Raw genomic sequence first — 24,821 nt, 5'->3', positions numbered from 1 at the left:
GCTACTGCCCCATCGCCGAGAGACCGTCGAGGATGTAGGTCAGACCGAAGTCGGGGCCATAGTCCTGCAACGTGCCCGTGCTGCAACCTAATTGGCGCAGATGCATCAGATTGCACAGCTCCTTGGCCGACTGACTGTCGGTGAGCGCCTTGTCGAGCAGGCCGTGCACCCGAATCGCGCCGTTGTTCTGATCGACGGTGTTGTACAGGTTTTCCAGGGTCAACGGGAGCACGTCCAGCATCTCGGCGACGACGCGCTGATCCTCGACGAGCGTCTTGGCGACGGTGTCGCCGTTGCGGACGGCCTGCTTGAGGTTGTCCCGATTGTGCTCGATCAGCGTGGTGACCTCTTCGAGTATGCGGTTGATGGTGCGCCCGGTGGCGCCGGTGCCGAACTTCTCGTCGGCCAGGATCTGGCTGAGTTGACGCGTGGTGGAACCGAACTGGCGCACCTTGTCGTCGTTGCGCGCGGCCGCCTCGGTGATCGAGCTGAGGTCGGTGATGATCGTGGTCAATTGCTCGCGGGTGGTGACGCCGCGCTCGGAGCTGAGCCGCAACGCTTTGGAAAGCTCGTCGAGGGCGGCCAGGATCTGCTTGCCGTTCCCGTCGGTGATGGCGACCGCCGCGTCGCTCAGGTCGGCGACCGGGCCGCCGCCCTTCCCGTCGCCCTTGAGTGATTTGGAGACTTTGTCGAGCATGTCGAGCACGCGGTCGAACGCCACGGGGGTCTTCGTCCTGGTCAGTCCGATGGTGTCGTGGTTCTTGAGTACCGGGCCGCTCCGGTATGGGGGGGTCAGTTCAACCTGCCGGTCGGTGAGTATCGAGGTGGTGATGGTGACCGCGCGGGCCGCGGCGGGGAGGTCCGCGCGGGCCGCGGCGGGGATCTTGACCTTCTTGTCCACCGTCAGCTCGGCCTCGACGTAGCTGCCTTTGGAGGTGACCTTGCTGACCTTGCCCACCGGCATGCCGAGCACCGCCACCACATTGCCTTCGTAAAGTCCTGCGGCGCTGTCGAATTGGGCGATCACCGTCATCGTATCCAGGCGTGACTTCACGTAGTGCCCGATCACACCGATGGCGACGGCGGCAGCTGTCGCCGCCGCCGCGGCGAGGGCGATGAGCTTGCGCCGACCGGAGATCATTTGCAGTCCTTGAAGTACTGGATCATCTTGAATTCCTTCGCGCGGCCACTGATGGCGCACATCCACGAATCGATGGCGAGCCCGTTGGGCAGGTTGAATTCGACGACCGGCCCGTAGCCGGTGGCGTTGGTCAGGCCCCGCAGCGTCACCGGGGCGACCTGCAGCAGGTTGCGCACCAAGTCGTCGTGCTGCCCGATCATGTTCGTCAGGTCGTGCAGGTTGACGAACAGTTCGTCAAGCATGGGCCGATTGGTGACGACGACCTTGTCGAGCTGGTCGACGAGCTCGGTCAGCGCCGCGAACATGGCGTGGAAGGTGGCCTGGCGGGCCACCAAATGACCGAGCAGGTCCTGACCTTGATCCATCAGGTGACCGATGTTGGTCTGCTGGCGCCGCAGCGTATTGACCACTCGCTGGGTGCTTTTGAGCAGCGTGCCGAGCTGTCCTCGGCGGTCGGCGGTGATCGTCGATAGTGTCTGCAGATTCGCGACGGCCTGCGGGACCAGCGGCGGCACCCCGCCGAGTTGCTTGCCCAGCACGGCGAGCGACTGCGCGAACTGGTCGGAATCGACCTGCTCGAAAGTGGTGGTGGCGTCTTCGAGCAGCGACTGCAGATCGTAGGGCACCGCGGTGTGGGACAGGGTGATCGTTTTGGCCGGAAGGGATCCCGGCCCGTCGGGGACCAGCTCCAGGTAGCGCGACCCGAGGATGGTCATCACCTTGATGACCGCTCGGGTGTCCTTGCCGAGGGGGACGTTGTCACGCACGCTCAAGCCGGCCTCGACGTGATCGCCATCGAGTTTCATGCTGGTGACGTGCCCGACCTCGATGCCGGCGATCGTGATGGGATTGCCGGGCCGCAGCGTGGCGGCTTGCAGGAATTCGGCGGTGTAGTGGGTGTAGCCGACGCCGAGAAGCTTGACGCCCAGCGATACCGCGACAAGAACCGCGACCACCACGAGCCCCGCCAGCCCGAGCCAGGTCCTGTTGTAGGACTCGAGCGGTCGCCGTCGTAGCCATCGCGTTTTCAGTGCGTCAGCCATTGGCCATGTTCCTGCATCGCGGGGTGTGCCATCCAAGGTTCTTCGTGGTGATCGGGTACGCGTTCCCGGGCGTGGCCGCGTTGACGATGAAGGTGGTGATGTCGTTGAGCCCGGGGAAGAAGCCCGTCGCGTTCAGGTCGCAGGCGTAGGCGTTGCCGTAGGTGCCCTCGCCGACGGCCCGGGCGAAGCCCTTGAGCAACAGGGGCAGGTTGTCACCGGTGAACGCCAGTTGGGGTTCGATCCCGGCCAGGTGCTTGCTGAAACCCGGCTCTCGGGTGATCAGTTGGTTCAGCGACGGGTCGACGTCGTCGGCGATCGCCGCGAGGCGGCGGGTCACCCGGGCGATCGAACCCACCGAGTCCTGCAGCGCCGGGCGGCGGGCGTCGAAATTGGCTACCGCGGAGCGGGTTTGATCGAGCGCGTGGTCGAGGTCGTCGTTTTGGCGCGCGACGGTGTCGGTGACTTTGGTGAGATTGCTGATGAGGTCCCCCAGCGACTGGTCGCGCGCCGACAAAGTGCGGGTGATCGTCGACGTCTGCTGCACCAGCAGCGGAATGGAGGCCTGATCGCCTTGCAACGATTGCAGAACCCCCTTGGTCAGGTCGTCGGCGTCCTTGGGGTTGAGCAGGGTGAACAAGGGCTCGAAACCGTTGAGCAGCTTGCCGACGTCAAAGGAGGGGTCGGTCTGCTGCACCGGTATCACGCTTCCCGCCGAAAGCATTCCCCTGCTGCCGGTTTCGCCCAGCGACAACCCCAGGTAGCGCTGTCCGATGATGTTTTGGTAGGTCACCGACGCGACGGTGTTGCCATACAGGTGCTGGTCGTTCTCGACGATGAACGAGACCTTCGCCAGTTTCCCGGCGAGTTCGACGTTTTCGACGCGTCCCACCCGCACGCCGGCCATGCGGACGTCGTCGCCGATGCGCAATCCGTAGACATCGGTGAACATCGCCGCGTACGGCGTGGTCGGCCCGGCCACGTCGCGCCGCAGGGTGGCGTACACCAGCCACGTCACGGCGACGGCGATCGCCATGAACAGCGACAGCCCGATCAGCGGTCCGCGTACCTTCATTCCGGTTCACCCGCCGCCGGTTGCGGTGGCTTCAGGGAGACCGTGGCGCCGCGCGCGACCGGGCCCAGGAGCAATTGCGTCGCCACCGACGCCGGACGGCCCTGGCCGGTGATCACGCCGAGCTGGTCGCGTTCGTGTTGGCTACCCACGGGGCCGACGTTGCCGCCGTAGGCCGCCGGTGCGGCCGCGCCGGGCGGGGCCGGGCTCGGTGGAGGCGGTCCCGGCGCCGGCGGTGGCGGGGCATCGTCGGGGTCGGCGGTCCCCGGGACGCGGGGTGCCGGGCCGATCTGCCACGGCCACCACGGCAGCGGCGGGTTGGGGTCCTCCAGGCTGGGATTGGGGTTGAACAGCGGCGGCCCCACCGCGGCGAGGTTGCCGTCGGGCCCGATCTGCGTGCCCGGAGGTGGCGCCAAATCCGCTGGCGCGTGGTAGTTCTGCGGCAACAACACCTCGGGCAGATCCGGACGCACCGCGATGGTCGGCGCCGTGTAGCAGCTCGGTCCCAGCAACTTGCCGTAGCGCGGGCAGTCGGCGCGGGTGTAGGTGTAGGTCGGGGTCAGCGCCAGATTGACCCGCATGTTTCCGGTGTCCATGTCCGGATCCCACACCTCTTCAAAGAACTTGTCGGACAGTCGGTTCAGCCTGGTGAAGATGGGCACGAACTTGTCGCTGTTCAGGGCGAAGACGCCGAGGGCGGGCGTGAGGTTCTGGCTCATTTCGATCAGCTGGTCGGTGTGGTTGTCGAAGGCTTGCCGGTTCACGCCGAACGTGTGGTGCGAGCCGGTGACCAGCGACCGGAATTGCTCGCGCTTTTCGGCCAGGGTCTGCATCGGTTTGACCGCGTCGTGCAGGACGTCGACGAGGTCGGGGGCGGTGGCCTGCAGGCCGCGGGTGGCGTCGAGCAGGGCGGAGACCGTGGACGGGCCGGGGTCGGTGGTCACGATGGCGTTGAGCTCGTCGAGCACTCGGGTCATCTGTGCGCCGGCGGTAAGCAAGGCGCCGCGCCGGTTATTGGTGGCCGCCGCGACGGCGGCCAGGATTCCCACGCTGTGGTCTTCGCGGCCCCGGCCGGTCGCGGCCAGGATGTCGCGCAGCTTGCTGATCGTGGTCTGGAAGATCACCGTCGAAAGCTGGAGGTCTTCGGGGATGCGCGTCCCGTTGCGGATGCTCGGGCTCGGTCCGCCATCGATGAGTTGCACCGACGAGACCGCGAACACGTTGCTCGGTACCACGCGTGCGGTCACCGCGGCCGGAATGTCCCTGGCGTATTCGGGTTTGAGGTTGATGTGCACGTAATTGGGCTTGCCGTAGGCGGCCGGGACGACATTGTCGACGGCGCCGACGAGCAGGCCGTGATATTTGACATCGGAGCGTGCCGGCAGGCCGTCCCCGACATTCGTCAGCTCAGCGACCACGCGAACGTAATCGTTGAGCCGTCCGGTGGACTTCAGCAGCAGGCTTCCCGTGATCAGTCCCGCGATCAGCAGCACCGCCGCCCCGAGGGCCACCAGCTGTTGGTCGGTGGGACCGCGCCCGTCCAGATCTAGCGAATTTGCCATTCAGCCACCGAATCTCGCGCCGGCGTCGATGCTCCACAGTGCCATCGTGAGCAGCATGTTGACCATGATCACGACGGTGATGCTGGCCCGCATGGCATGCCCGGCTGCCACGCCCACCCCCTCGGGACCGCCTGCGGCGTAGAACCCGTAGTAGCACTGCACGGTGGATGAAAGCCACACGAAGACAACGCACTTGAGAATTGAGTACGCGATGTCTTTGGCGCTGAGCATCATGGTGAAGTAGTGCAAATACGGGCCGATCGACCCGCCGCTGATGATGTTGGCGACCACCTGGCACGTCAGGTAGGTGACCGCGAGGCAGGCGACGTAGAGCGGGATGACGGCGATGACGGAGGCCATCAGCCTCGTCGTGACCAGGAACGGGATCGGGCGTATCGCCAGGGATTCCAGGGCGTCGATCTCTTCGGCGATGCGCATGGCGCCGAGCTGGGCGGTGAATCGGCAGCCGGCCTGCATCGCGAAGGCCAGCGAGGCCATGATGGGCGCCAGTTCGCGGGTGTTGACCAGTGACGAGATGATCCCGGTGGCGGGGCCGAGCCCCAGCAGGTTGAGAAAGTTGTATCCCTCGACGGCCACCAGCGCGCCAGCGGTGAAGCCCAGTACCACCGCGACACCGGCGGTGCCGCCGCCGACCACGATTGACCCGTTGCCCCAGGCGATGTTCGACAGCAACCGCAGGAATTCGGTGCGGTACTGCCGAAACACGCTCGGCACCGCCAGCACGGCACGCACGAAGAAGACCAGCATGTGGCCCAGCCGCATGGTGGGCCCGGCCGCGACCCGGTACGCGCCGACGAGCGGTCGTGCGAGTGCGGGAATGTATGCGGAGGCCGTCATTTCATAGCCCCGTCCGCGGGAACAGGGTGTTGTACAACTGGCTGATCCCGACGTTGACGATCATCAGCACCAGAATCGATTCCACCACCGCCGCGTTCACCGAGTTGGCCACACCCGCCGGCCCGCCCTTGGTGAAAAGCCCTTTCTGGCAGGCGATTACCGCGACGATGGCGCCGTAAATCACGGCTTTGAGCAGCGCGACGATCATGTCCTCCGTGGTGGCGAACGACGAGAACGTCGCCACGAAACTTCCCGGTGCGCCGCGCTGGAAATAGACGTTGAACAGGTAGCTCGCCAAAAAGCCGACGAAACAGGTGATTCCGGTCAGGGCCACCCCGACCATGATGGCGGCGGCGAAGCGAGGTACGACCAGGCGGCGGATCACCGAAACCCCCATGACCTCCATCGCGTCGGTCTCTTCACGCATGGTCCGAGACCCGAGATCCGCGGTGATGGCGGACCCGACCGCCGAAGCCATCAGCACCGCGGCCACCAGCGAAGCCGCCTGACGGATCACGGCGAGCCCACTGGCGGCCCCCGCCAGCGAGGTCGCCCCGACCTGGTTGGCCAGCAGGGCGAACTGGATGGACAGCGTCACCCCGATGGGCAGCGCCACCAGGACGGTGGGCAGCACCGCCGTCGCCGCCATGAACGCGCCCTGTCGCACGAATTCGGCCCATTGGAAGCGACCGGTGAACAGGTCGACCATGCAGTACTCGACCGTGCGGACCGCGAGGATGTACTGCTCGCCGAGCGTGTTGAGCGAGGCCAGGGGGTGCCGCACGACATAGCCCGCGGACCAGTCCTGGATGGTGGCCACGCTGTCGGGTGCCCGGTCCTCGGTGAGCGAGCGGTCGTCCTGGGCGGTCATCGCCGGATGCGCCTCAGCGCGACCACTCGCAGGTAGGTGTGTTCATCGGTGAACCTTTGCTGTGCCCCCACGGGCGGCTATGTTAACCGCTGCTCAGTATATGTGGAAGATCTCACTTTGCACTTTGTGCAAATCCCGCGCCCGATCCGGCCTCCCGGACCGGGTATGACCCTTGGTCATTTCGGCTATTAGCCTGGTGGCAGCCACTTGACGGGCCGCTGACTTCGCGAGAAGATCCCGTTTCAGACCGCCGATGTTAATGGACATTTGTCGACTAAATGGTTGGTTATGTCGTCGGTGGTCGGGAGTTATCGTGTTCGTGGGAAGGCGCGGATGATTCTGGCGAGGTTGCGACGGGCGGGCGGCGGCATGGCGTGTGCCGGGCCGGCACTGCTCGCGGCCGCCCTCATGCTGTCGGGCGATGCCTATGCCGACCCGGGGCAGCCTCCCCCACCGCTACCGGCGTTCACGCCGGCGCCCAGCGATTGGTCACCGAACTTCGACATCTGGCCGTACAACACCTTCGCCTCGCGGGTGACACCCGAGATGATCGGCGGAATGTCCGACTCCTGCCAATGGTTCACGTCCCAATTCGATCCGTTGATGGGCCAGATCAACGACTTCAACCGATACCTCGGTGACCAGCATGACGACTACAGCGCCGGTGGGGTGCAGCGCAACGCCGATGCCGTTGTCGCCAATATCGACCGGTCGACGGCCTTTCTGGGTCCGCGGGTAAAGCCACTGATCATCACCAACGAACCCGACAACTTCGGCCCTTATTCTCCGGTGTACGGCGGGGAATCCATGACCCACTTGGCATTTCAGTTGTCACGGATCAGCGACAGCATCAAAAGAAAGGATCCGTCGGGCGTCACCCATGCGAATATCGTCTCGGCCACCGGTTGGGCGAACGCGCTGCGTGATTCCGGCGCATGTAACTGATGAACCCTCGCCCCTCGCTACGAACAATCGGCAACCCACGGACGTGGTTGGTGCGTCGCTTCCGCGTCGCCGCGCAACGCACGGATGTTGCGGCAGACGACGTGAGCCAGCCTTCGGCCGACGCGGCGAAGGCCGCTGAATGCGCCGACCCGCCCGACACGAACGGCGACACCACCGAGGTGGTGCGGTCCGACGAGGCCGGTGACGCCGACGCCGGGGACACCGGCGCGACCGCTGATGAACAGCCGGCAAAGCGAAAGGGACGCCGGGTCAGGGTCGGCCGCCGGGCCGCCGCCGCGGTTCTGGCCGTCGTGCTCGCCGGCGCCGGATACGAGGGCTGGTTGCTGTTCGAGCACCACCAGAAGGACGTGGCGGCGACCCAAGCCCTCACTGCCGCAAAGAAATACGTCCTTGCGCTCACCAGCGTGGACACCAGCGCGATTGATAAGAACTTCGCCGAGGTTCTCGACGGTTCGACCGGCGAGTTCAAAGACATGTACACCAAATCCAGCGCGCAGCTGCGCCAAACGCTCATCGACAACAAGGCCGCGGCGCACGGCAGCATCGTCGATGCGGCCGTCCAGTCGGCCACCGAGGACAAGGTGGACGTCGTGCTGTTCGTCGATCAGTCGGTGAGCAATGGGGCGGCGCCGACACCTCAGCTGGACCGCAGCAGGGTGAAGATGACGATGGAAAAGGTCGACGGCCGATGGCTGGCCAGCAAGGTCGAGCTCCCCTGAACTGATGCGCCGGCGCCTTGTTCAGGCGCGCCAGGATTGCCGGGCCACGCGATAGAAGTTGCCCCCGAGCACCGCATGGATGTCGCGGCTGTTCCAACCCCTTCCCCGCAGATGCTCGCCGAGCGTCACGAAGGTTTCCGGGGGCATCCATCGGATCGGCCCCCAGTGCGTGTAGCTGTCGTCGAACAGGTGGGGGTTGCGCTGCAGCTCGTTGATGAAATCGGTGGCGTCGAAACAGAAGTCGGTGCTGATGCCGACGTGCTCGATGCCAACGAGCTCGACCGCGTATTCCAGGTGCCGTGTCATCGCTTCCAGCGTGGGCGTGTTGGGTCCGAGAAAGATGCCGACACCGGTGATGCCGATGACGCCGCCCGTCTGCGCGCAGACCCGCGCCTGCTCATCGGTGATGTTGCGGGGATGCTCCCACAGGGCGCGCATGCATGAGTGGCTGTAGATGACCGGGCCGGTGGATACCTCGCACATGTCCAGACCGGTGCGCGCACTGCAGTGGGATCCGTCGGGAACAATGCCCACCGCGTTCAGTTCGGCGAGAACCTCACGGCCCCAGGAGCTGAGGCCGCCATCGGTGCGGTCGAGGCAGCCGCTGCCAGCGCGATTGGCGTTGTTGTAGGTCGGTAGCAGGGTGCGCACTCCTAGGTCCGCCAGCGTGCGCACATTCTCCAGATCGTCATCGAGCGGGCGTGAATCTTCCAGGTCGAAGATGACCGCGATGCGGCCGGCCCGGGTGGCCGCGTCGACCTCGCCGAGGGTGGCCGCCAATTCCAGGCCGGGGTGGGCGTCGACCGCGGCACGATAGTGGTGCAGGAGCGCCACGGTGTCGCTGAAGCTGTGTGGTGAATAGCCCGCGTTAACCGAAAGCACGGTGCCACCGGCGTATTGGTAGCGCGTCAACGGTGTGATTTCGGTGTCGGTGTTCAGTGGCAGGCACGTGTGCTGGTCCCAGAGCAGCGTCGTCATGCGGTTATCCCTCGAGTGCGGTGTCGACGGTGTGATCGGTGAGCTCGGCCCAGGGTTTCGGTTCGCGCGGGGACCCGGTTGGCTCCGCCAGCCGACGATGCCACCAGCCAACGTCCCACCATCGTTCCTGCTTGAAGCCCACGTCACGAAAGATACCGACAGAGGTGAAGCCCAAAGCTTCGTGCAGACCGGCGCTGGCCGGATTGGGAAGCGTGATGCCGGCATAGGCGTTGACATAGCCCTGTGCGACAAGCAGATTCAGCAGCGCCGTGTAGATCCGGCGGCCATGACCTCGACCGTGAATGGATGCGTCGAGGTACAGCGACACATCGACGCACCAACGGTAGGCGTCTCGCGCCCGGTGCGGGCTGGCATAGGCGTACCCCTTGACGCCTTGGCCATCAGTTACGACCAGCCAGGGCAACGTGGCGAGCGAGCCGGTCATCCTCGACCGCATCTCCTGGACGCTGGGGGCGGCCGTCTCGAAGGACACCGCCGTGTCCCGCACATACGGCCCATAGATTTCAGCGACGGCGCCCGCGTCCTCGGGCGTGGCCATTCTCACCCTCACGACCACAGAAGCTAACCCCACAGCGACCGATAGTGTCGGCCTTCAGGAAAAGAGCCTGGCCATAACGGTTTCGATGATCCGGCGATGGGTGGTGTTTTGCGATGCCGCGAGCCGCCAGCGGCCCTCGGTCCGTACGGCGACGCTCGTGTTGACCCGAGCATTGCTCCGATGCCGTCGTCGCCTCACCACTGTCGCGTTCGCGTGAATCAGCGCCACGTCGGCTGTGAGGAACCGGACGTGGGTGACGTCGATCTCCAGGCGAGTTCCCTTGAGGACCTTGCGGAACAGCGGGACATACGATGCCGCGATCGCTTCGCGGCCCCTGTGGTGGCCGCCCAGAAAGGTAACGTAGTCCGCATCCGAAGTGAAAACGCTGGCGTACGCGTCGGGATCGCCTGCCTCCCAACCCTTTACCTGCCGCTCGATCAGCCCGCGGATAGCTTCTTCGTCTGCTCGCTGGTCACCACTCGTCACAACGCCTCCCGCGATCGTTGGTGTCGATACTGCTTCTGCGCACGCGAGAGCCGTCGTCGCAGATTGACGACGAGAACGCGAAGCAGCAATGCGGGGTCCTGCAGGCGCGTGGGTGGGTCGACGAGGTGAGTGATCCGCAGCAGGCGTTCGGTCACGGCGGTGTCGTGACCGGCGGCGCTCAGCATGGCCCCGACCAACCGGCCGCGCAGCCGCCGTCGCAACGAAGGTCTTCCGGATGTGGACGGGGCTCGGTCGTTGGCCTGGTTGCGCGCCCATGTCGGCCCGATGTCGCGGGCGGTCATCTGGAAGAACCGCCGCGCCAAGTCGGCGTCACCGCCGCGAAGGCAGTCACGCAGTGCGAGCGCCTGCTGCGCCGCCATCGTCATGCCTTGGCCGTACACGGGATTGGGGCTGCACAGCGCATCGCCGATGACGAGCAGCCCGCGAGGGAATCTCGGCATCTTGTCGTAGCGCCGCCACAGCGCCGCGGGATTGCGGAACGTGGCGATCTCCGCGAGCGGACGCGCCCGGCGTAACCCGTCCAGGATTTCCACCGGCAGCGCGCCAACGGCGAGTGCGAGCATGGTAGCGAAATCCGGTGGCGCCCCGCCGGTTTCGATCGTGCGGCCCACGGCGAACATCCAGGTATCGTTCTCGCAGGCCAGCAGCAGTCCGCCGGGCTTGTCACCGCCCCCGAGGTTGAACACGACCATCTGCTTATCGATGGATCCGTTGGGGATGCGCAGCAGTTGACTGGAATAGCCGAGCATGGCGGTGGACCGAGTCTCGGGCGGACGTCCATAGCCCAACTCCTCCAAAACCGCCGGTGTGCGGGCAGACCGGCCCATGGCGTCGACGACCAGGTCGGCGGCCAGGCCCGTCGGTGCACCGTTGTCGCGGTGCACGATTCGGGCGCCGGTCACGGCCTCTGCCGCGGTGAGTGGCCCGATCACATCGTGGCCGGTGAGAAAGCGCACGTTGGGCAGAGCCGCGACACGCCGATGCACATGGGACTCCACGAACGGCCGACTGGCCAGGCACAACGTCACGGCCGTGGGATCGGCCAACCTACCTGTACCTCGGAGTTCGTAGTGGCCCGTGCGTACATAGAACCGGGACAAGTCGCCGTCGTTGATGACCACCGCGCCGGCCGCACCCAGCTCGTCGATCAGGCCGGGAAACAATTCGGCGAGGACTTGCGTGCCGCCGCTGAGAAACATATGCACGTGACGACCCTGCGGCACGCCTTTCCGGTGGAAGGGATGACCGGGATCCTTGTCGCGCTCGACCACGCTGACAGAGCCGTAGAAGTCCGAAAGCACCCGCGCGGCAAGCAGTCCCGCGATCCCGGCGCCCAGCACGACGGCGTGCTCACGCGAAGCGTTCACGGCACAAGCCTTCGATCAGTCGAGCCCACACGGTTGCGGTTGTGACCCATGCCGCAGCAGCATACCGCAAAGTTAAGGTTATAGTAAGAATCTTAAGAAGACGATAATACACCTTGTGTACGTGGGAGGAGTCGCTGTCGGACGGGCCGTGGTGCCGTCACCCGCTGCCGGACGCCGGTCATACTCGATGAAAGTTGGCTTTATGCAAAGCATTTGTGTCGTGGCCGGCATCGCGGTCGCGCATTCCGATGCTTCGAAGGCGCCCTGCGGGCCGCCGCGTGTGGTCGCGGATCCTTCCGAGATTGTTCCGCTGCAGTTAAAGTGGGGCGTCGGCGTGGCTGACCTGCATCGCGAATAGGGAGGGTCAAAAACTGTTTTCCCGTTCGCGCCAGATACCGGTTACACCGGCATGGTTCACTGCCGCACTCGATCAACAGCCCGAGCAGGGTGAGGTCGATGTCGACGGCTGCCGCATCCACCTCCGCACTTGGGGCGCCGCGGATCTACCACCGGTGGTGCTCATCCACGGCGGTGGCGCGCACTCAGGTTGGTGGGACCACATCGCGCCGTTCTTTTCCCCTACGCATCGGGTGATCGCGCTGGACCTGTCCGGGCATGGCGACAGTGGGTCACGCGCCGCCTACGACCTTCGCATCTGGGCAAGTGAGGTGATGGCGGCGGCATCCGCCGCCGGCCCCGGCGGGCGGCCGACCATCGTCGGGCACAGCATGGGCGGCTGGGTCGCATCCACGGCGGCGATGCACTACAGCCAGCAGATCAACAGCATGCTGGTGATCGACTCGCCGTTGTGGGAGCGTGCGCCGGAGGAAGGGCGCCTGCGCCGGCACAAACACACCGAGTACCGGACGAGAGACGAGATCCTGGCCCGCTTTACGGCCGTGCCGTCCCAGGAGTTGATCCTTCCCTACGTCCGCCAGCACATCGCGGCGGAGTCGGTGCGTAAATCCGACGCGGGCTGGGTTTGGAAGTTCGATCCGGCGATCTTCGGTGGCGAGTTTCTGGATCCGACGCCCGCCGACGAGGAGTCGTTGGAGAGCATGCTCGCCGCAATGCGTTGTCGCGTAGGGTATTTGCGTTGCGAAGCCGGATTGGTGCCGCCCGCCATGGCCGACCGGATCCGGTCCCTGCTGCAGCTCAGGGGACCCTTCGTCGAGTTGGCCGAAGCAGGTCACCACCCGATGCTGGACCAACCGCTCCCGCTGGTCGCGACGTTGCGCACCCTGCTGGAGTTCTGGTCGATCACCTAAGCGCGTGCGCGGCGAGCCAGTTTCGCGGGCTGGTCGATGATCAGCGCCTTGCCCTGCTGCCGGATCCAGCCGCGTTGAGTGAAGTCCGATAGCGCCTTGTTGACCGTTTCGCGGGAGGAACCCACGAGTTGCGCGAGCTCCTTTTGCGTGAGGTGATGCTCGACGCGCACCGGTCCGCCGTTGTTGGTGCCGAATCGCATTGCCAGATCGAGGATTTGCTTGGCCACCCGGGCGGGCACATCGGTAAAAATCAGGTCGCACAGCGTGTTGTTGGTGCTCCGGAGCCGGCGCGCCAGCACCCGCAGCAGTTGCTCGGCGATTTCGGGTCGTTCGACCATCCATGTCCGCAGGGCCTGCCGATCCATCCTGACGGCTTCCACCTCGGTCAGTGTTATCACCGTGGAGGTCCGCGGACCCGGATCGAACAGTGCGAGCTCACCGAACACGTCACCGGGGCCCAGCACCGCGAAGACGGTTTCACGGCCGTCTGGCGTCTGATGACGGATCTTCACCGAGCCCGCCAGGATCACAAAGAGGTCGTCGCCCACCTCGCCTTCGACGAAGACGGTGCGCCTGCGGGGAAAGGAGACGTGCTGCAGGTGGCGAGCCAACGCGGCGACCGCATCGGGTGCGATTCCCTGGAAGATGCCGGCTCGCGCCAAAATGTCGTCCACGCCGCCCCTTTCAACGCGTTCCGCACGGCGTTTGCGCGCACTAGGCGCTGCTCCAGGTTGGGGGCGTCTTGGCTCGCGACCTTGACTTTACACCAGGGTTAAATTCCGTAACGCGGCAGGTCGGAGGGCCGGCGGCTACGCGGCCGGCGTCGTGGGCCCCGAGTGTGAAACGTGAGCCCTGGCCGTGACACCTGGGTGGTGACACGCCGACGAGCGTCGCCGACGATTCACAACGGATGCCGTGGATTCACATCCAACGCTCAGGACTCACATCGGAGCGCCATCACTAGGCGGCCGGCGTCGTGGCGGTCGGCCCGGTGGTGACTTCGGAGTAGAGGTTGCCGCACGCATCGCAACGGACCTGATACTCGAGCTCGTCGCCGCGCTCGAGAAAACTGTACTGCGCCCAGGCCATGCATCGCGGGCACCGTGCGCGACCGTGTTCCACTGCCATTCACCAAACCCCTCACTCGCACAGATGCAGTGGAAGTACCCCGTGCAAAGCTGGTCTAATCACCAATCATCGGCACCGCGGTGCGGCGGCGCCGATGACTAGTAATTCAGGCCGGAGAACATTACCCGGCTGGGATCATATTTCTGGCGGACCGCGCTCAACCGGGACAGGTTCGGGCCGAAGTAACGCGCGGGCGACTGACTGGCCTCGATGTAGTTCACGTAGCCGCCGACCGAATACTGTTGCACCGCTTGGTGTGCCGTACCGAGCCAGTTCGTCGCCGCCGCCGGATCGCCGGTTTCGACGTACCACTGCACCAACGCCGACTGCCGCCGCCACGGAAAGGCCGTCGCCCCTGGCGCCACGGTGGCCAGCGCGCCGTCGAGCGCGTGCATGATCGCCAGCATGCGCCCGGCCCCGCGGGGAAAGGCGTTGACCGCGGCGGCGATCCCCTTCGCCACGCCCGCGTTGACGGTGGCGAAGACATCGGATCCACCGACGTAGCCAAGCGGCGACGGGTTGAGGTTCCCGACGGCCAGGTAGTTCACCAGGTCCATGTAGTTGAAGGTGTGGTTCTCGGTGCCGGACGGTTGCATCCCGACCGCTTGGGTGATGGCCGCCGCCGTGCTGTTGCCGGACCCGGCCGGGGAGGTCGCCATGATGCGGCAATGCATGCCCATGCCGTCGACGGTGGCGTCGGCCAGCGCCCAGCTGTTTCGGTCGGCGGTGCGCAGCCAGTTCTGCCATCCGACGAGGACCTGGGCGAACGCCTCCGGCGGGAAGTTGAGGTTGACGACGTCGACGTCCTTGGTGGGGAACGTGGCGAAGGTCAGCGAGGTGGTCACCCCGAAGTTGCCGCCACCGCCGCCGCGCAGCGCCCAGAACAGGTCGGGGTTGCTGGCGGCGGATGCGGTGACCGCCTGGCCGTTGGGCAGGACCACCGAGGCCGAGGTCAACTGGTCGCAGAGCAGGCCCGCATGCCGGGATTGGGCGCCCAAGCCGCCGCCCAGCGCGTGCCCCGCGGCGCCGACCGATGGGCAGGTACCCGTCGGGACACCCCTGCCGGCCGCGGCGAGCGTTTGGTGCATCGTGTAGAGGCTGGTGGCCGGCGTCACCGTGACCTGCCCCGTGGCGGCGTCGTAGTGGGCATCGCCGGGCAGTTGGCGCAGATCGAGCACCATGGTCCCGTTCGCGGTCGACGCGCCGATGTAGGAGTGCCCACCACTGCGCGGGGCGACCTTGAGGTTGTGGGCGGCGGCGAACGCCATCGCCTTTTGCACGTCGGCCGCCGACGTCGGGGTGACGACCGCCGCCGGCGTGGAACCGTTGTAGTTCGTGTTGAAAACCTGTTTGGCGCTGGCGAATTGGGGATTGTCGGGAAGCAGCACCTTGCCGCCGAGCGCGGTGGAAAGGCCTTCCCAGCCGGACGGCCGTGGATCGGCGACCGCGCGAGGTGAACCGAGCACCGCTCCGGCGGCTAGCGCGCCGACGGCGCCCCGCAGAAACGTCTGCCGCGAGATCTCACGCGCCACCGTCGGGCCCCCGCGTCTGCCTCATGTCCCGAATTGTCGACGACGAGAACCGCAGCGACGCATGACATGTCGACGGTTGACCGAAACGTGCCCCAACCGTTATCCGGCGCCCTTGCCGTTGTCGACCCGATAGACGGCGCCGTGGATGGCCGCCGCGGCGTCACTGGCGAGGAAGGCGATCACGTTGGCGACATCGAGGGGTTGCATCATGCCGCGCGGTGAGGCGGTGCGCATGATCAGGTCGTAGTTGGGATTGTCGGGCGCGCTGAACTGCTCGATTTGCGGTGTGAGCATGCCGCCCGGGCACACCGCGTTGACGCGTAGGCGATCGGCCGTGTACTCGACGGCCAGCGCGCGGGTGAGGCCGATCAGTCCGTGCTTGGCGGCGCAGTAACCCGCCGAGTACGCCTGGCCCTCGACGCCGGCGATCGAACTGACGTTGACGATGTTGCCGCCTCGCTCCAGCAGGTGGGGCAGCGCAGCCCGGCAGAGATAGAAGGGGCCGTTGAGGTTGACCGCGACGTCGTGGTCCCAGTCGTCGTCGGTCATCGATTCCGTCCGGCGCATCCGGTGCTTGCCGGCGACGTTGACGAGAATATCCAAGCCGCCGAATTCGCGGACGCACTGTTCGACCGCGTCTCTGCAGGCCACCGGCGAGGCAATGTCCACCGATGCGTAGCCACCCCGTTCCACGCCGGCGAACACCTCCGCCAGGCGTCCGGCATCGCGGCCGATCCCGAAAACCGTTGCACCCTGGCGTGAGAACAACCCGGCCGTTTCCGCACCGAGACCCGAGGACGCCCCGGTCACCAATGCCACCTTGCCCTTCAGCGCAGCCATGCCAGCTCTCTTCCTTCTCAGCGACGATCGATGCGCCGAACTGCCTCCGGCGTTCTAATACGACCGCAACCGCACGACGCTACCCCGCAGAAGTTCAAGTGGGGCAAATGGTCTCGATCCTCGCTTAGCAAGGAGCATCCGCTCGAGCTGCAAGTTCCGCTGGAGCCGGCGGGCCGTGATCATCGCGAGCAGGCTGATCGCCTGCCTGCCGAGCGCGATCCGGCTGGTGCGCTTCCTCCAGCCTGGCCGCGTGGCGCCCGCGCGGCGCCCGAAGTAATAGCCGATGCATGCTGCCGCAATGACCGCGCAGATCGCCGCGATTACCGTCACGTGATGAGCGTCCTTCGTCGCCGTCGCGAGAAGGTCACACGCGGGCCACACTCCGGCCACCAAGTCTCGTGCGACCGGTCGGCGCCGCAACAATGTGTGTTTGCCCTTAGGGCCAAGACCGGCCGTCTACCATTTACTGGTGGACGAAATGCCCCACTACTCCGGTCCGATAGAACCCGCCAACCGCAACATTTTTGGGGCAAGTCTGTCGCTGGTCGGCTTGGGCTCGTTGATGATCGCGACTCTCCTCTTGCTGATGGCCGAGAGCACTCCCGCGTTGGCGTTCAAACTCGAAGCCGGATTTTTCCCGCCACTTTCGGAATCTGCGGTGCAGTCGGCACGCACCGAAATCGTCATCGCGACCGTGCTGATCGTCCTGGCCACGGTGTCGGCGGTTACGGCGGTTATCTTTCGCTCGAGCATCGCGTGGCGGCTGATCGGCGGGGTCACGTTGCTGGCCCTGATCGTGGTGGGGCCTTTGCTTTGGGTCTGCTACGACTTGGCTTTTTGAAGCCGGGCGGTCCTATAAATGGCACCCAACGCGCGTTCACAGAACCTATTCAGCCGAGGTGGGCTATCGGGGTGGCCAACTTGGTCGTCGGCACGATCCCGGGCTGCGCGGCGACAACGGCGGGGATGACGTTGACGGGGCGATGCGCCGTGTACCTTCCTGACGCGCGCACATCTTGCTCGATCGGCATCGGCAAATCGATCACCATGTCCACTGGGGCATCACCGTCGACACGTACGCGCCAACCATCGGCGCGCAGATCCCATGCGGGTTCGATGTCCATCGTCACGAACCAATTCGACCGAAAGCGCATCAGGGGCTTGCCATTCCGGCAGCCGTTGACCTCGACGCGCTGGGCTCCGACCGAACCGGCCGGAATCGTGCTGGAATGCAATTGGGTGTCGTGCAAACACGTGGCGAACTCGGTAGTCGTCTCGAAGCGATCGACAGCGAGTCCTAGCGCGGATGCAACGAGGCCGAGCGAGTGTGCGAACACCTGGTCGCGATCTGCGACGTGACGCTGGGCGAACGCCTCCGGAAAATCGCCGAACCCCATGAGGGCCGTAAGCATCTCTTCGGAGCATCCTTCCAAGCAGTTGGCGTATTCCTCGATACTGAGGAAGTCGAGCCGCCGGGACAGCGACGTAACGACGAGGGGAAGCGCTTCGGTAATGAAGCCAGGGCTTGACCCCGTTGCGTGAATGGACGAGTTTCCTTTTTGGCACGCGGACTCGACTCTCTCGCGCAATGCCGGATCCATCATGTCGGGGTTGAAGAACTCCGCACGGGTGGTAACGATGTTGACGCCGTTTTCCAGCATCGCGCAGACGTCGTCGGGGCTCGTGCTTTCCGGCATGTAGATCACGCAGTCGGGTCTCGCGGCCAGGATGGACTCCAGGTCGCGCGTCGCTGTGACGCCGACCGCGGGGCCGCCGCAGAGCTCACCTGCGTCTCTCCCCTCTTTGGTTGGTGAGTAGACCCGAACTCCCACCAATTCCATTAAGGGGTGATCGATGACGGCGCGCATCGCCAAGGCGCCAACGGTTCCAGTCGCCCACTGGGCGACGCGGATTCGACTTTGAACCGGATCCTTGATCATCGAGTCTTCCTCCGCTCGTGGGCGATTGACAGTCAACTTCGCACTGTTCCGCGGCGAGACAGCTTCTTCGACAGTCGGCTGGTTCTGCGCGATCACGGGAACGGCCTGCCACTATACGACTGTACAGTGCGCGGCGAGTGTCACAATACAACGAACCGAATGAACGAGGTGACCATGGCAGCATCGTCTCGGCGTGTAGGTGCCGAAACGTCTAAGACGCGTGACGTCCTTCTCGACTGCGTTGAGAAGATGATGCTCGACGAGGGCTATGCAAGCGTGACCTACCGCGCCCTAGCCTCGGTCGCGGGGGTGACTCCCAGCCTGGTGCAGTACTACTTCCCTAGCCTCGACGACATCTTTCTCTCAGCCATCCGACGCTATTCCGAACGCAGTCAACAGCTGCTCGACAAAGTACTCGAGTCTCGTCCCGACGACCCCCTCCGCGCATTGTGGGAGTTCAGCCGGACCGAGGCATCGGGCGCGTTAATGACCGAGTTCATGGCTCTCGGTAACCATCGCAAATCCATCCAGACTGAAATCGCCGCAGTGACACAAGCTAACCGCAAACGTCAGGTAGACGCGCTGGTCGCCAAATTCGGCAAGACGGCACGCCCCGGTGGACACTTCTCGCTACCCGCGCTGCAGCTGCTGATTTCCGGGCTGCCTAAGTTCCTCAATCTCGAAGAGGGCATTGGCGTCAAGACGGCCCATAAGGAAGTCACTACCGCCTTCGAGAAGTACCTGGACTCGATCGAACCGGTTAAGGCGCCGAAACGTAAGACCGCGCAGAGGCGTCCACGGTAAGGCTCGCGGCAGAGGACGGACTCTTCATGGCATCCGGTAGCGGCGCTCGCCAGTCGGCTAAGTTGCAAGGCATCCTGGCCGCTGCCGAGGCACTGATGCTCGATCAGGGATACGGGGCCGTCACCTTTCGGAGTGTGGCCGACGCTGCCGGTGTCGCCGCGGGCCTTGTGCAGTACTACTTTCCGTCCTTGGACGACCTCTTTATCACCGTATTGCGGTCGGCAACCGATCGCCTCATCGCCGGCCTACGGGACGCTGCCCAATCCGACCAGCCCCTGCGCGGCGCGTGGGCCTATGCAAACAACGCTGCCGGCACCGCTCTGCTAATGGAATTCATGGCATTGGCCAATCACCGAGAGGCGGTGCGCGCCGTCATTGGCGAGGGCGGCGAACGCGTCCGCCAGGCCTTACTGGCTTCGGTCCAATCCCGCTGGGCCACATACGGTCTCGATGAGAACTCTTTGCCGCCCGCCGCTGTGCTGTTCCTGCTGTCCTGCATCCCGCGGATGATCTATCTCGAAGAGAGCCTCGGCACGGTCACTGGCCATGCCGAAGCCATCGCGCTGGTCGAACATTTCCTCGACCGCGTCGAGCCTCCCGCCACCTGACAGCTCGCCTCTTCCCACCCCGTCGGATGATCCGCACCATTTGAGAATGGACGTTCCAGGATTGAGTACGCTATTCTTGTACAAACCACCAAAGTCGGATGGAGGTTCCATGGCGCTCGACTCTCACACCATTTCGGCGGCCTTAGGGCTGGAGATCAAGGGTATGACCTGCAAGGAACTGGTGACTCGCGCCGGCGCCGATGCGACGCAGGCGGCGGTGGATCGTCACGGCGTAGTGGTGTATCGGGAGGTCAATATCAGCGATGAGGACCTGCTGGAGTTGAGCCGTATGCTGGGAACTCTGGTGGTTCAGCCGACTGGCGAGCACCGCTATCCGGAGATCCAGACCATCACGCTGGATCCGACGAAGACCAACGCGCTGCTGGCTTCCTACCGTCAGGGCAACTTCCACTGGCATATCGACGGCGCCACCGACGAGACCCCGCAAAAGGGCACTCTGTTGACCGCTCGGGCCATCGACCCGGCGGGCGGGGATACTGAATTCGCCAGCACGTACGCCGCCTACGACGCGTTGCCCGAGGAGCAGAAGGCGCTGATCTCGGGGCTGCAGGTCGTGCACACCTTCGCCCATGCCCAGTCCCTGGCCAACCCGGACGCCACCGAGGATCAACGCGCGCAATGGAACCGGGTGCCCGCCCGGATTCATCCGCTGGTGTGGACGCATCGCGACGGCCGAAAGTCGATGCTGCTGGGGGCGACCGCCGACGAAGTGGTCGGCTGGTCGTCCGATGCAAGCCGCGAGCTGCTGGACCGCTTGTTGGATTGGTCGACGCGGCCGCAATTCACCATTCGCCATCGCTGGCGTATCGGCGACCTGGTGATGTGGGACAATACCGGAATGTTGCACCGCGCATTGCCTTTCGAACCAACATCAGTGCGCCTGATGCACCGCACGACGTTAGCCGGCGAAGAACCTGTGTCCGCCGCCTAACCTTCGGACATCTGCACTTCATGGGCCAATCGGCCGACGATCGCCCGGAGGCCGTCGACGATGCGCGGATGCTCACAGGGATGGCGCTCGCGTAGCGTCTTGGTGGGGATCGAGAGGTTGACGTCATCCAGTGGCCGCAGTCCTGCGATTCCGAGCGATTTGGCAGTGTCGTCGTGCGCCCATCGGCCGCCGTACTGGCCCAATGACACCCCGACGACCGCGGCCGGCTTTCCGTTCATGGGGCTGTGGCCGTAGGGGCGGGAAAGCCAGTCGATGGCGTTCTTCAGCACACCGGGGATGCTGCCGTTGTACTCCGGCGTGACCACCAGCAGGGCATCGGCGCAGCGAGCTGCATTACGCAGCGCGCCAACGGGTTCAAGGGGTGGTTCGCCGTCAATGTCCTCGTTGTAGTGCGGTAGTTCACCGAGTCGGCCGAACAGCTCCCCGCGGATCGTTGCGGGCGCGGTGTCGATGACCAGCTGTGCGAGCTGCCGGTTGACCGATGCGGCGCGCAAGCTGCCGACGAGAATGAGAATCCCAGTGACCGAGGGTTTTCGGCTCATTGGTCGCAGAACATGCCGCGATAACTGTGCGCTGGATGCCGTTCATTGATGTCGGGAGTCGTAGCGTCAAAAAGCTTCTGTCGCAGTGTTCCCGGCCGGTATTGCTTCTGCATCAGTCCTTTGCCCTGGAGGACGGGGACGAGATGCTCAAAGAACTCTTCATAACTCTGCGGCAGTAGAGCATTCATTACCTGCACCCCGTCCACGCCAGCACCCTGATATTCGAGCAGGCGAGCGGCGATGGTCTCCGGGGATCCGACCACCATCTGTGGTAGTGACAGCGAGCTCAAAAAGTCCTTCACCGTGGGCGTGGCGCCATCCGGCCAGGCGTTGATCATCGCCAGGAATGCGCCTCGGATGCCCGGGATTTCGTCGAGGATGTCTCGCAGCGGGGTTGAAGGATCGAACTGACCGAGGTCCATACCGCTGAGGCTGGAAAAGTACGCTGTCTGGGCCTCCTGGCTGCGGTACTCCTCGAGGTCAGCCCACTTGCGGTGGGCCTCATCGTCGGTGGAGCCGATGACGAACATCATGCCCTGCAAGAACAGAATGTCGCCGTCTCGACGTCCCCGCTGACGGGCCAGGTTGCGTACGGTGGCGATCTGTTGGGCAATCGTGTCCAGGGACATCGCCGAGACGAACATCAACTCGGCGTGGCTGCTAGCAAATTCCAGTCCGGCCGGCGATCCGCCCGCCTGAGCCAGCACCGGGGTGCGCTGCGGAGAGGGCTCCATGAGGTTGAAGCCTTCGACGCTGTACCGCTTACCCGCATGGTTGATGTTGTGCACCTTGCCGGGATCGGTGTAGATGCCTTTCGCGGGGTCGTTGACGATGGCCTCGACGTCCCAGGATCCTTCCCACAATTTGTAGGTGACATCGACGTATTCGTCGGCCCAGGCGTAGCGCTCCTCATGCGAGAGGTTCCCCGGCAGGCCGAGATTGCGGAACGCGCTCTCATTGGCGGATGTGACGATATTCCAGCCGATGCGACCACCGGAGAGATGGTCGAGCGTTGACACGGCGCGGGCGAAGACGAAGGGATGGTGTGAAATGACGGAACTCGTGTAGAGGAATCCGATGTCCTGGGTTTCATAGGCCATCGCCGGGATGAGCATCGTGCAGTCGCCGATCGGGACGTTCATCGCCATCTCGAAGACGATGTCGCGCGAGCCTCGATATTCGCCCTGCACGCCGACGACGTCCGTGAAGAAGAACGCGTCGACCTTGGCCCGCTCTGCCTTCTTGGCCAGATCGACCCACATCTCCGCGGTCTTGAATGCGCGGTTATCGGCCTGTGGGTGCCGCCAGCTGCCATGGAAGTTGTGGCCGATCGCATCCATCACAAGCAAGGTGAAAATCATGCGTTTGGACATAAGCGCGCGCTCTTTTCGACGGACCGAATCAGTCAGATGCTGTACGACTGTATAGCAATACCGTGCCTCTGCGGTCAACCCTGCTCAGCGCATTACGTGTGAGCACTGGGTGTGCGGATGCACGTCGAAAAGGTCGCGATAGGACGGTGGTTGCCGACCGTCCTCGTCGGCAATGCCATATTTGACGGCGAGTTCCGCGCCGATGAGCGTCCGGCCGCTGAGTTCCATGAATTCGGGGTCGTTGTAGAGCGCCCAGATCACATGCCCGCTGAGTTCGGGGGTTTCGGCGGTGTCGAGGATTCGGCCGAATTTGTCGGGGTTGCCGGCGATGATGGTCCGGACGCGGTCGGTGAGCAGCGATCCCATCCACAGCGATACCGCGGCGATCCCAGTGTCTTTGAAGTCAAACGCCATATCGGCGGCCATCTTGTCGACGGCGGCTTTCGGTACTCCGTATGCGGGTCCGAAGGCGTAGTGCACGGACCCCGACGAGGACGTGAACACCACCAGGCCGCGGCGCCGCGGAAGCATCAGGGGCGCGGCGTAGACCGTGGCGACATAGCTGCTGCGGACGCCGACATCCAGGGTGTCGATGACGTTGAGCGGTTCTTCCCAGAACTTGGTGCGCCCCATCATCTCGTCGCGGATGATGGCGGCGTTGTTCACCAGGATGTCGATGTGGCCCTGTTCCTGCTCGATCCGGGCGAACAGTTCCTTGACCTGTTCGTCATCGCCGTGGTCGACGCGCACGGCGATGCCCTGACCCCCTGCGGCGCTGACCATTTCGACGGTCTGGTGGATGGTACCGGGCAGGGCGCCGTCGCCGGTGTTCTCACTGCGGCCGGTGACGTACACGGTGGCGCCGTGCTGACCGAGGGCGTGGGCGATTCCGGCTCCGGCGCCTCGGCTGGCGCCGGTCACCACTGCCACACAAGGGGCGGAAGACATACGGGGGTGTTCTCCTGATTGTCGGGTCAACCGATGACCGCGGGCATGGAATCCCAGCCCCGGACGGTTGATGTGCGCGAGCGGCGCGCATTGTCCATGTCGATGGTCCACTCGGGGAATCGCTTGAGCACCTCTTCGAGCGCGACACGGCCCTCGAGGCGGGCCAGTGGTGAGCCGACGCAGAAGTGGGCACCGCGACCGAAAGTCAGGTGGCCACCGGGCTTTCGGCGGATGTCGAACCGGTCTGGGTCCTCAAAGTGCCGTTCGTCGCGATTGGCCGAGGCGAGCATCAGAAGTATCGCGCTGCCGGCAGGCACGATCTGCTCCTGGAACGCCACATCTTCGGCCGCGACGTAGCGCGCGACGTGTGGCCCGGGGGGTTCGAAGCGCAGCAGTTCCTCGATCGCCGTCGGGATCAGCGACCGGTCTGCGGCGAGCTCCTTGCGCTGGTCGGGATGTTCGGCCAGCACCTTACCCATCCACCCGAACAGCCTCCCGGTGGTCTCGACACCCGCGCCGGCGACGACCGCGAGGAATATCACGAGTTCCTGTTTGGTGAGTTTGCGGGTGATGCCGGTCTCGTCCTCGAATTCGACGTTCAGCAACTCGGTGATCAAGTCGTCGGAGGGATGTTTCTCGCGCCACTCGACGTACTCACCGAACATGTCACCGGTGAAGTAGCGTTCCTTGTCGATCTGCATTGGCTTGCCAGCCTCGTTACGAAGCGAGGCGTTGGCGTGGGCACGCACCGCGGGCTGCTCGGAGTCCGGGATGCCGGCGAGCATGCCGATGGTCTTCATCGGGAGTTCGGCCCCGAGGTCCTCGACGAAGTCGAAGCGTTCACCACCGACCAACGGGTCGAGGCAGGCGGTGCAGAAGGCGCGCACCTTGTCCTCGATGGCGCGCATCTTCTTCGGTGTGAAGGCGCGCGAGACGATGGCGCGGTGGATCGTGTGCAGCGGGGGATCCTCGTTGATGAAGACGCCGGGTGGGATCACCGGATCGGTGAGGACGACTTCGAGGATGTCGCCTTTGGCCGAACTCAACCGAGCGGTGTCCTTGAGCGCCGCGTCGACGTCCGCGTAGCGGCTGATGCCCCAAAAGTTGTGCCGCTCATTGAAGTACACCGGGGCTTCGTCGCGGAGCCTGCGGTATGTCGGATAGGGGTCGAGGTCGATCTCGACGTCCCAGGGGTCGTAGTACAGGTCGCTCATTATGCCTCCAC

At 64.7% G+C, this 24,821-nt stretch carries 27 protein-coding genes; 7 read left to right on the top strand and 20 right to left on the bottom strand.

Translation table 11 applies throughout. From position 1 onward, the window contains the following. Window position 1: 1 nt before the first annotated feature. Genes ACZ50Z_RS23010 through ACZ50Z_RS22985 form a run of 6 tightly spaced genes read right to left on the bottom strand, consistent with a single transcriptional unit; the run spans window position 2 to window position 6,544 of the window. Window positions 2-1,141 (bottom strand): MCE family protein, encoded by a 1,140-nt coding sequence (locus ACZ50Z_RS23010; RefSeq protein ID WP_464485623.1) that lies wholly within the window; start codon window positions 1,139-1,141, stop codon window positions 2-4. Further along, window positions 1,138-2,184, bottom strand: a complete 1,047-nt coding sequence (locus ACZ50Z_RS23005; RefSeq protein WP_464485622.1) for an MCE family protein — start codon at window positions 2,182-2,184, stop codon at window positions 1,138-1,140. The genes ACZ50Z_RS23010 and ACZ50Z_RS23005 overlap by 4 nt, the downstream gene beginning before the upstream one ends. Further along, on the bottom strand, window positions 2,177-3,256 hold the full coding sequence (locus ACZ50Z_RS23000; RefSeq protein WP_464485621.1) for an MlaD family protein: 1,080 nt from the start codon (window positions 3,254-3,256) through the stop codon (window positions 2,177-2,179). The genes ACZ50Z_RS23005 and ACZ50Z_RS23000 overlap by 8 nt, the downstream gene beginning before the upstream one ends. After that, a complete protein-coding gene (locus tag ACZ50Z_RS22995) occupies window positions 3,253-4,815 on the bottom strand; it encodes an MlaD family protein (RefSeq protein WP_464485620.1) in 1,563 nt (520 codons plus the stop codon). Before ACZ50Z_RS22995 ends, ACZ50Z_RS23000 begins: the two co-directional genes overlap by 4 nt. After that, window positions 4,816-5,673 carry an ABC transporter permease gene (locus ACZ50Z_RS22990; RefSeq protein ID WP_464485619.1) on the bottom strand — a complete coding sequence of 286 codons (858 nt, stop codon included), beginning with the start codon at window positions 5,671-5,673 and terminating at the stop codon, window positions 4,816-4,818. Window position 5,674: 1 nt separating this feature from the next. After that, window positions 5,675-6,544: an MlaE family ABC transporter permease gene (locus ACZ50Z_RS22985; protein ID WP_464485618.1), complete on the bottom strand. Its 870-nt coding sequence runs from the start codon at window positions 6,542-6,544 to the stop codon at window positions 5,675-5,677. 333 nt (window positions 6,545-6,877) lie between these two features. Between ACZ50Z_RS22985 and ACZ50Z_RS22980 the strand changes: the two genes are divergently transcribed. Together ACZ50Z_RS22980 and ACZ50Z_RS22975 are read left to right on the top strand one after the other, a co-directional pair. Beyond that, window positions 6,878-7,489, top strand: coding sequence for a hypothetical protein (locus tag ACZ50Z_RS22980; RefSeq protein WP_464485617.1), 612 nt, complete (start codon window positions 6,878-6,880; stop codon window positions 7,487-7,489). Continuing rightward, window positions 7,489-8,229, top strand: coding sequence for an Mce protein (locus ACZ50Z_RS22975; RefSeq protein WP_464485616.1), 741 nt, complete (start codon window positions 7,489-7,491; stop codon window positions 8,227-8,229). Before ACZ50Z_RS22980 ends, ACZ50Z_RS22975 begins: the two co-directional genes overlap by 1 nt. A gap of 21 nt (window positions 8,230-8,250) precedes the next feature. On the opposite strand, the gene ACZ50Z_RS22970 is transcribed toward ACZ50Z_RS22975, so the two are convergent. The 4 genes from ACZ50Z_RS22970 to ACZ50Z_RS22955 are packed head-to-tail and all read right to left on the bottom strand — an operon-like array spanning window position 8,251 to window position 11,640. Then, on the bottom strand, window positions 8,251-9,207 hold the full coding sequence (locus tag ACZ50Z_RS22970; protein WP_464485615.1) for a dipeptidase: 957 nt from the start codon (window positions 9,205-9,207) through the stop codon (window positions 8,251-8,253). A 4-nt stretch (window positions 9,208-9,211) separates the two neighbouring features. After that, window positions 9,212-9,766, bottom strand: coding sequence for an arsinothricin resistance N-acetyltransferase ArsN1 family B (locus tag ACZ50Z_RS22965; RefSeq protein WP_464485614.1), 555 nt, complete (start codon window positions 9,764-9,766; stop codon window positions 9,212-9,214). Window positions 9,767-9,820: 54 nt separating this feature from the next. After that, entirely contained in the window at window positions 9,821-10,252 is a 432-nt protein-coding gene (locus ACZ50Z_RS22960; RefSeq protein WP_464485613.1) for an SgcJ/EcaC family oxidoreductase, read from the bottom strand. Continuing rightward, window positions 10,249-11,640, bottom strand: a complete 1,392-nt coding sequence (locus ACZ50Z_RS22955; protein ID WP_464485612.1) for an FAD-dependent oxidoreductase — start codon at window positions 11,638-11,640, stop codon at window positions 10,249-10,251. Before ACZ50Z_RS22955 ends, ACZ50Z_RS22960 begins: the two co-directional genes overlap by 4 nt. A gap of 371 nt (window positions 11,641-12,011) precedes the next feature. On the opposite strand from ACZ50Z_RS22955, the gene ACZ50Z_RS22950 reads away from it, so the two are divergent. Next, window positions 12,012-12,908, top strand: a complete 897-nt coding sequence (locus tag ACZ50Z_RS22950; protein WP_464486364.1) for an alpha/beta fold hydrolase — start codon at window positions 12,012-12,014, stop codon at window positions 12,906-12,908. Here ACZ50Z_RS22950 and ACZ50Z_RS22945 read toward each other — a convergent pair. The 5 genes from ACZ50Z_RS22945 to ACZ50Z_RS22925 all read right to left on the bottom strand — a co-directional run bounded on the left by ACZ50Z_RS22945 (window position 12,905) and on the right by ACZ50Z_RS22925 (window position 16,738). Next, the gene (locus ACZ50Z_RS22945) at window positions 12,905-13,582 is read right to left on the bottom strand and encodes a Crp/Fnr family transcriptional regulator (protein ID WP_464485611.1); all 678 of its coding nucleotides are present in this window, start codon (window positions 13,580-13,582) and stop codon (window positions 12,905-12,907) included. The genes ACZ50Z_RS22950 and ACZ50Z_RS22945 overlap by 4 nt on opposite strands. A 286-nt stretch (window positions 13,583-13,868) precedes the next feature. Next, on the bottom strand, window positions 13,869-14,036 hold the full coding sequence (locus ACZ50Z_RS22940) for a hypothetical protein (RefSeq protein ID WP_464486409.1): 168 nt from the start codon (window positions 14,034-14,036) through the stop codon (window positions 13,869-13,871). Window positions 14,037-14,134: 98 nt separating this feature from the next. Then, window positions 14,135-15,568, bottom strand: a complete 1,434-nt coding sequence (locus ACZ50Z_RS22935) for an FAD-binding oxidoreductase (protein WP_464485610.1) — start codon at window positions 15,566-15,568, stop codon at window positions 14,135-14,137. Window positions 15,569-15,667: 99 nt separating this feature from the next. Continuing rightward, on the bottom strand, window positions 15,668-16,408 hold the full coding sequence (locus tag ACZ50Z_RS22930) for an SDR family NAD(P)-dependent oxidoreductase (protein WP_464485609.1): 741 nt from the start codon (window positions 16,406-16,408) through the stop codon (window positions 15,668-15,670). A 54-nt stretch (window positions 16,409-16,462) separates the two neighbouring features. After that, window positions 16,463-16,738 (bottom strand): hypothetical protein, encoded by a 276-nt coding sequence (locus ACZ50Z_RS22925; RefSeq protein ID WP_464485608.1) that lies wholly within the window; start codon window positions 16,736-16,738, stop codon window positions 16,463-16,465. 139 nt (window positions 16,739-16,877) lie between these two features. On the opposite strand from ACZ50Z_RS22925, the gene ACZ50Z_RS22920 reads away from it, so the two are divergent. Next, window positions 16,878-17,249 (top strand): hypothetical protein, encoded by a 372-nt coding sequence (locus tag ACZ50Z_RS22920; RefSeq protein WP_464485607.1) that lies wholly within the window; start codon window positions 16,878-16,880, stop codon window positions 17,247-17,249. A 49-nt stretch (window positions 17,250-17,298) separates the two neighbouring features. Here ACZ50Z_RS22920 and ACZ50Z_RS22915 read toward each other — a convergent pair whose 3' ends face one another. Then, a complete protein-coding gene (locus ACZ50Z_RS22915) occupies window positions 17,299-18,348 on the bottom strand; it encodes an NAD(P)H-dependent amine dehydrogenase family protein (protein WP_464485606.1) in 1,050 nt (349 codons plus the stop codon). Window positions 18,349-18,522: 174 nt separating this feature from the next. Between ACZ50Z_RS22915 and ACZ50Z_RS22910 the strand changes: the two genes are divergently transcribed. The 3 genes from ACZ50Z_RS22910 (at window position 18,523) to ACZ50Z_RS22900 (ending at window position 20,712) form a co-directional block, all read left to right on the top strand. Continuing rightward, window positions 18,523-19,152, top strand: a complete 630-nt coding sequence (locus tag ACZ50Z_RS22910) for a TetR/AcrR family transcriptional regulator (protein ID WP_464486363.1) — start codon at window positions 18,523-18,525, stop codon at window positions 19,150-19,152. A 26-nt stretch (window positions 19,153-19,178) separates the two neighbouring features. Next, window positions 19,179-19,760 (top strand): TetR family transcriptional regulator, encoded by a 582-nt coding sequence (locus ACZ50Z_RS22905; RefSeq protein ID WP_464485605.1) that lies wholly within the window; start codon window positions 19,179-19,181, stop codon window positions 19,758-19,760. A gap of 109 nt (window positions 19,761-19,869) precedes the next feature. Then, entirely contained in the window at window positions 19,870-20,712 is an 843-nt protein-coding gene (locus ACZ50Z_RS22900) for a TauD/TfdA dioxygenase family protein (protein WP_464485604.1), read from the top strand. On the opposite strand, the gene ACZ50Z_RS22895 is transcribed toward ACZ50Z_RS22900, so the two are convergent. The 4 genes from ACZ50Z_RS22895 to ACZ50Z_RS22880 form a co-directional block, all read right to left on the bottom strand. Next, window positions 20,709-21,275, bottom strand: a complete 567-nt coding sequence (locus tag ACZ50Z_RS22895; protein ID WP_464485603.1) for an NAD(P)H-dependent oxidoreductase — start codon at window positions 21,273-21,275, stop codon at window positions 20,709-20,711. The two genes, ACZ50Z_RS22900 and ACZ50Z_RS22895, sit on opposite strands and share 4 nt — an antisense overlap. Further along, the gene (locus ACZ50Z_RS22890) at window positions 21,272-22,648 is read right to left on the bottom strand and encodes an LLM class flavin-dependent oxidoreductase (protein ID WP_464485602.1); all 1,377 of its coding nucleotides are present in this window, start codon (window positions 22,646-22,648) and stop codon (window positions 21,272-21,274) included. The genes ACZ50Z_RS22895 and ACZ50Z_RS22890 overlap by 4 nt, the downstream gene beginning before the upstream one ends. A gap of 84 nt (window positions 22,649-22,732) precedes the next feature. Then, complete coding sequence (locus ACZ50Z_RS22885) at window positions 22,733-23,596, bottom strand: SDR family NAD(P)-dependent oxidoreductase (protein ID WP_464485601.1); 864 nt, start codon at window positions 23,594-23,596, stop codon at window positions 22,733-22,735. Between the two features lie 26 nt (window positions 23,597-23,622). Further along, window positions 23,623-24,810, bottom strand: coding sequence for a cytochrome P450 (locus tag ACZ50Z_RS22880; protein WP_464485600.1), 1,188 nt, complete (start codon window positions 24,808-24,810; stop codon window positions 23,623-23,625). Between the last annotated feature and the right edge of the window lie 11 nt (window positions 24,811-24,821).

The sequence above is a fragment of the Mycobacterium sp. NTMscope_MAC_269 genome, from assembly GCF_976985695.1.
This window is presented reverse-complemented; position numbering and strand designations above follow the sequence as displayed.

Excerpts from the sequence above, each read along its gene's own strand:
- ACZ50Z_RS22915 (WP_464485606.1), bottom strand. The coding sequence starts at position 18,348 with ATGATCAAGGATCCGGTTCAAAGTCGAATCCGCGTCGCCCAGTGGGCG.
- ACZ50Z_RS22980 (WP_464485617.1), top strand. The coding sequence starts at position 6,878 with ATGATTCTGGCGAGGTTGCGACGGGCGGGCGGCGGCATGGCGTGTGCC.
- ACZ50Z_RS22990 (WP_464485619.1), bottom strand. The coding sequence starts at position 5,673 with ATGACGGCCTCCGCATACATTCCCGCACTCGCACGACCGCTCGTCGGC.
- ACZ50Z_RS22930 (WP_464485609.1), bottom strand. The coding sequence starts at position 16,408 with ATGGCTGCGCTGAAGGGCAAGGTGGCATTGGTGACCGGGGCGTCCTCG.
- ACZ50Z_RS23005 (WP_464485622.1), bottom strand. The coding sequence starts at position 2,184 with ATGGCTGACGCACTGAAAACGCGATGGCTACGACGGCGACCGCTCGAG.
- ACZ50Z_RS22975 (WP_464485616.1), top strand. The coding sequence starts at position 7,489 with ATGAACCCTCGCCCCTCGCTACGAACAATCGGCAACCCACGGACGTGG.
- ACZ50Z_RS22885 (WP_464485601.1), bottom strand. The coding sequence starts at position 23,596 with ATGTCTTCCGCCCCTTGTGTGGCAGTGGTGACCGGCGCCAGCCGAGGC.
- ACZ50Z_RS22880 (WP_464485600.1), bottom strand. The coding sequence starts at position 24,810 with ATGAGCGACCTGTACTACGACCCCTGGGACGTCGAGATCGACCTCGAC.
- ACZ50Z_RS22985 (WP_464485618.1), bottom strand. The coding sequence starts at position 6,544 with ATGACCGCCCAGGACGACCGCTCGCTCACCGAGGACCGGGCACCCGAC.
- ACZ50Z_RS22890 (WP_464485602.1), bottom strand. The coding sequence starts at position 22,648 with ATGTCCAAACGCATGATTTTCACCTTGCTTGTGATGGATGCGATCGGC.
- ACZ50Z_RS22900 (WP_464485604.1), top strand. The coding sequence starts at position 19,870 with ATGGCGCTCGACTCTCACACCATTTCGGCGGCCTTAGGGCTGGAGATC.
- ACZ50Z_RS22905 (WP_464485605.1), top strand. The coding sequence starts at position 19,179 with ATGGCATCCGGTAGCGGCGCTCGCCAGTCGGCTAAGTTGCAAGGCATC.
- ACZ50Z_RS22970 (WP_464485615.1), bottom strand. The coding sequence starts at position 9,207 with ATGACGACGCTGCTCTGGGACCAGCACACGTGCCTGCCACTGAACACC.
- ACZ50Z_RS22895 (WP_464485603.1), bottom strand. The coding sequence starts at position 21,275 with ATGAGCCGAAAACCCTCGGTCACTGGGATTCTCATTCTCGTCGGCAGC.
- ACZ50Z_RS22910 (WP_464486363.1), top strand. The coding sequence starts at position 18,523 with ATGGCAGCATCGTCTCGGCGTGTAGGTGCCGAAACGTCTAAGACGCGT.
- ACZ50Z_RS22995 (WP_464485620.1), bottom strand. The coding sequence starts at position 4,815 with ATGGCAAATTCGCTAGATCTGGACGGGCGCGGTCCCACCGACCAACAG.
- ACZ50Z_RS23010 (WP_464485623.1), bottom strand. The coding sequence starts at position 1,141 with ATGATCTCCGGTCGGCGCAAGCTCATCGCCCTCGCCGCGGCGGCGGCG.
- ACZ50Z_RS22965 (WP_464485614.1), bottom strand. The coding sequence starts at position 9,766 with ATGGCCACGCCCGAGGACGCGGGCGCCGTCGCTGAAATCTATGGGCCG.
- ACZ50Z_RS22940 (WP_464486409.1), bottom strand. The coding sequence starts at position 14,036 with ATGGCAGTGGAACACGGTCGCGCACGGTGCCCGCGATGCATGGCCTGG.
- ACZ50Z_RS23000 (WP_464485621.1), bottom strand. The coding sequence starts at position 3,256 with ATGAAGGTACGCGGACCGCTGATCGGGCTGTCGCTGTTCATGGCGATC.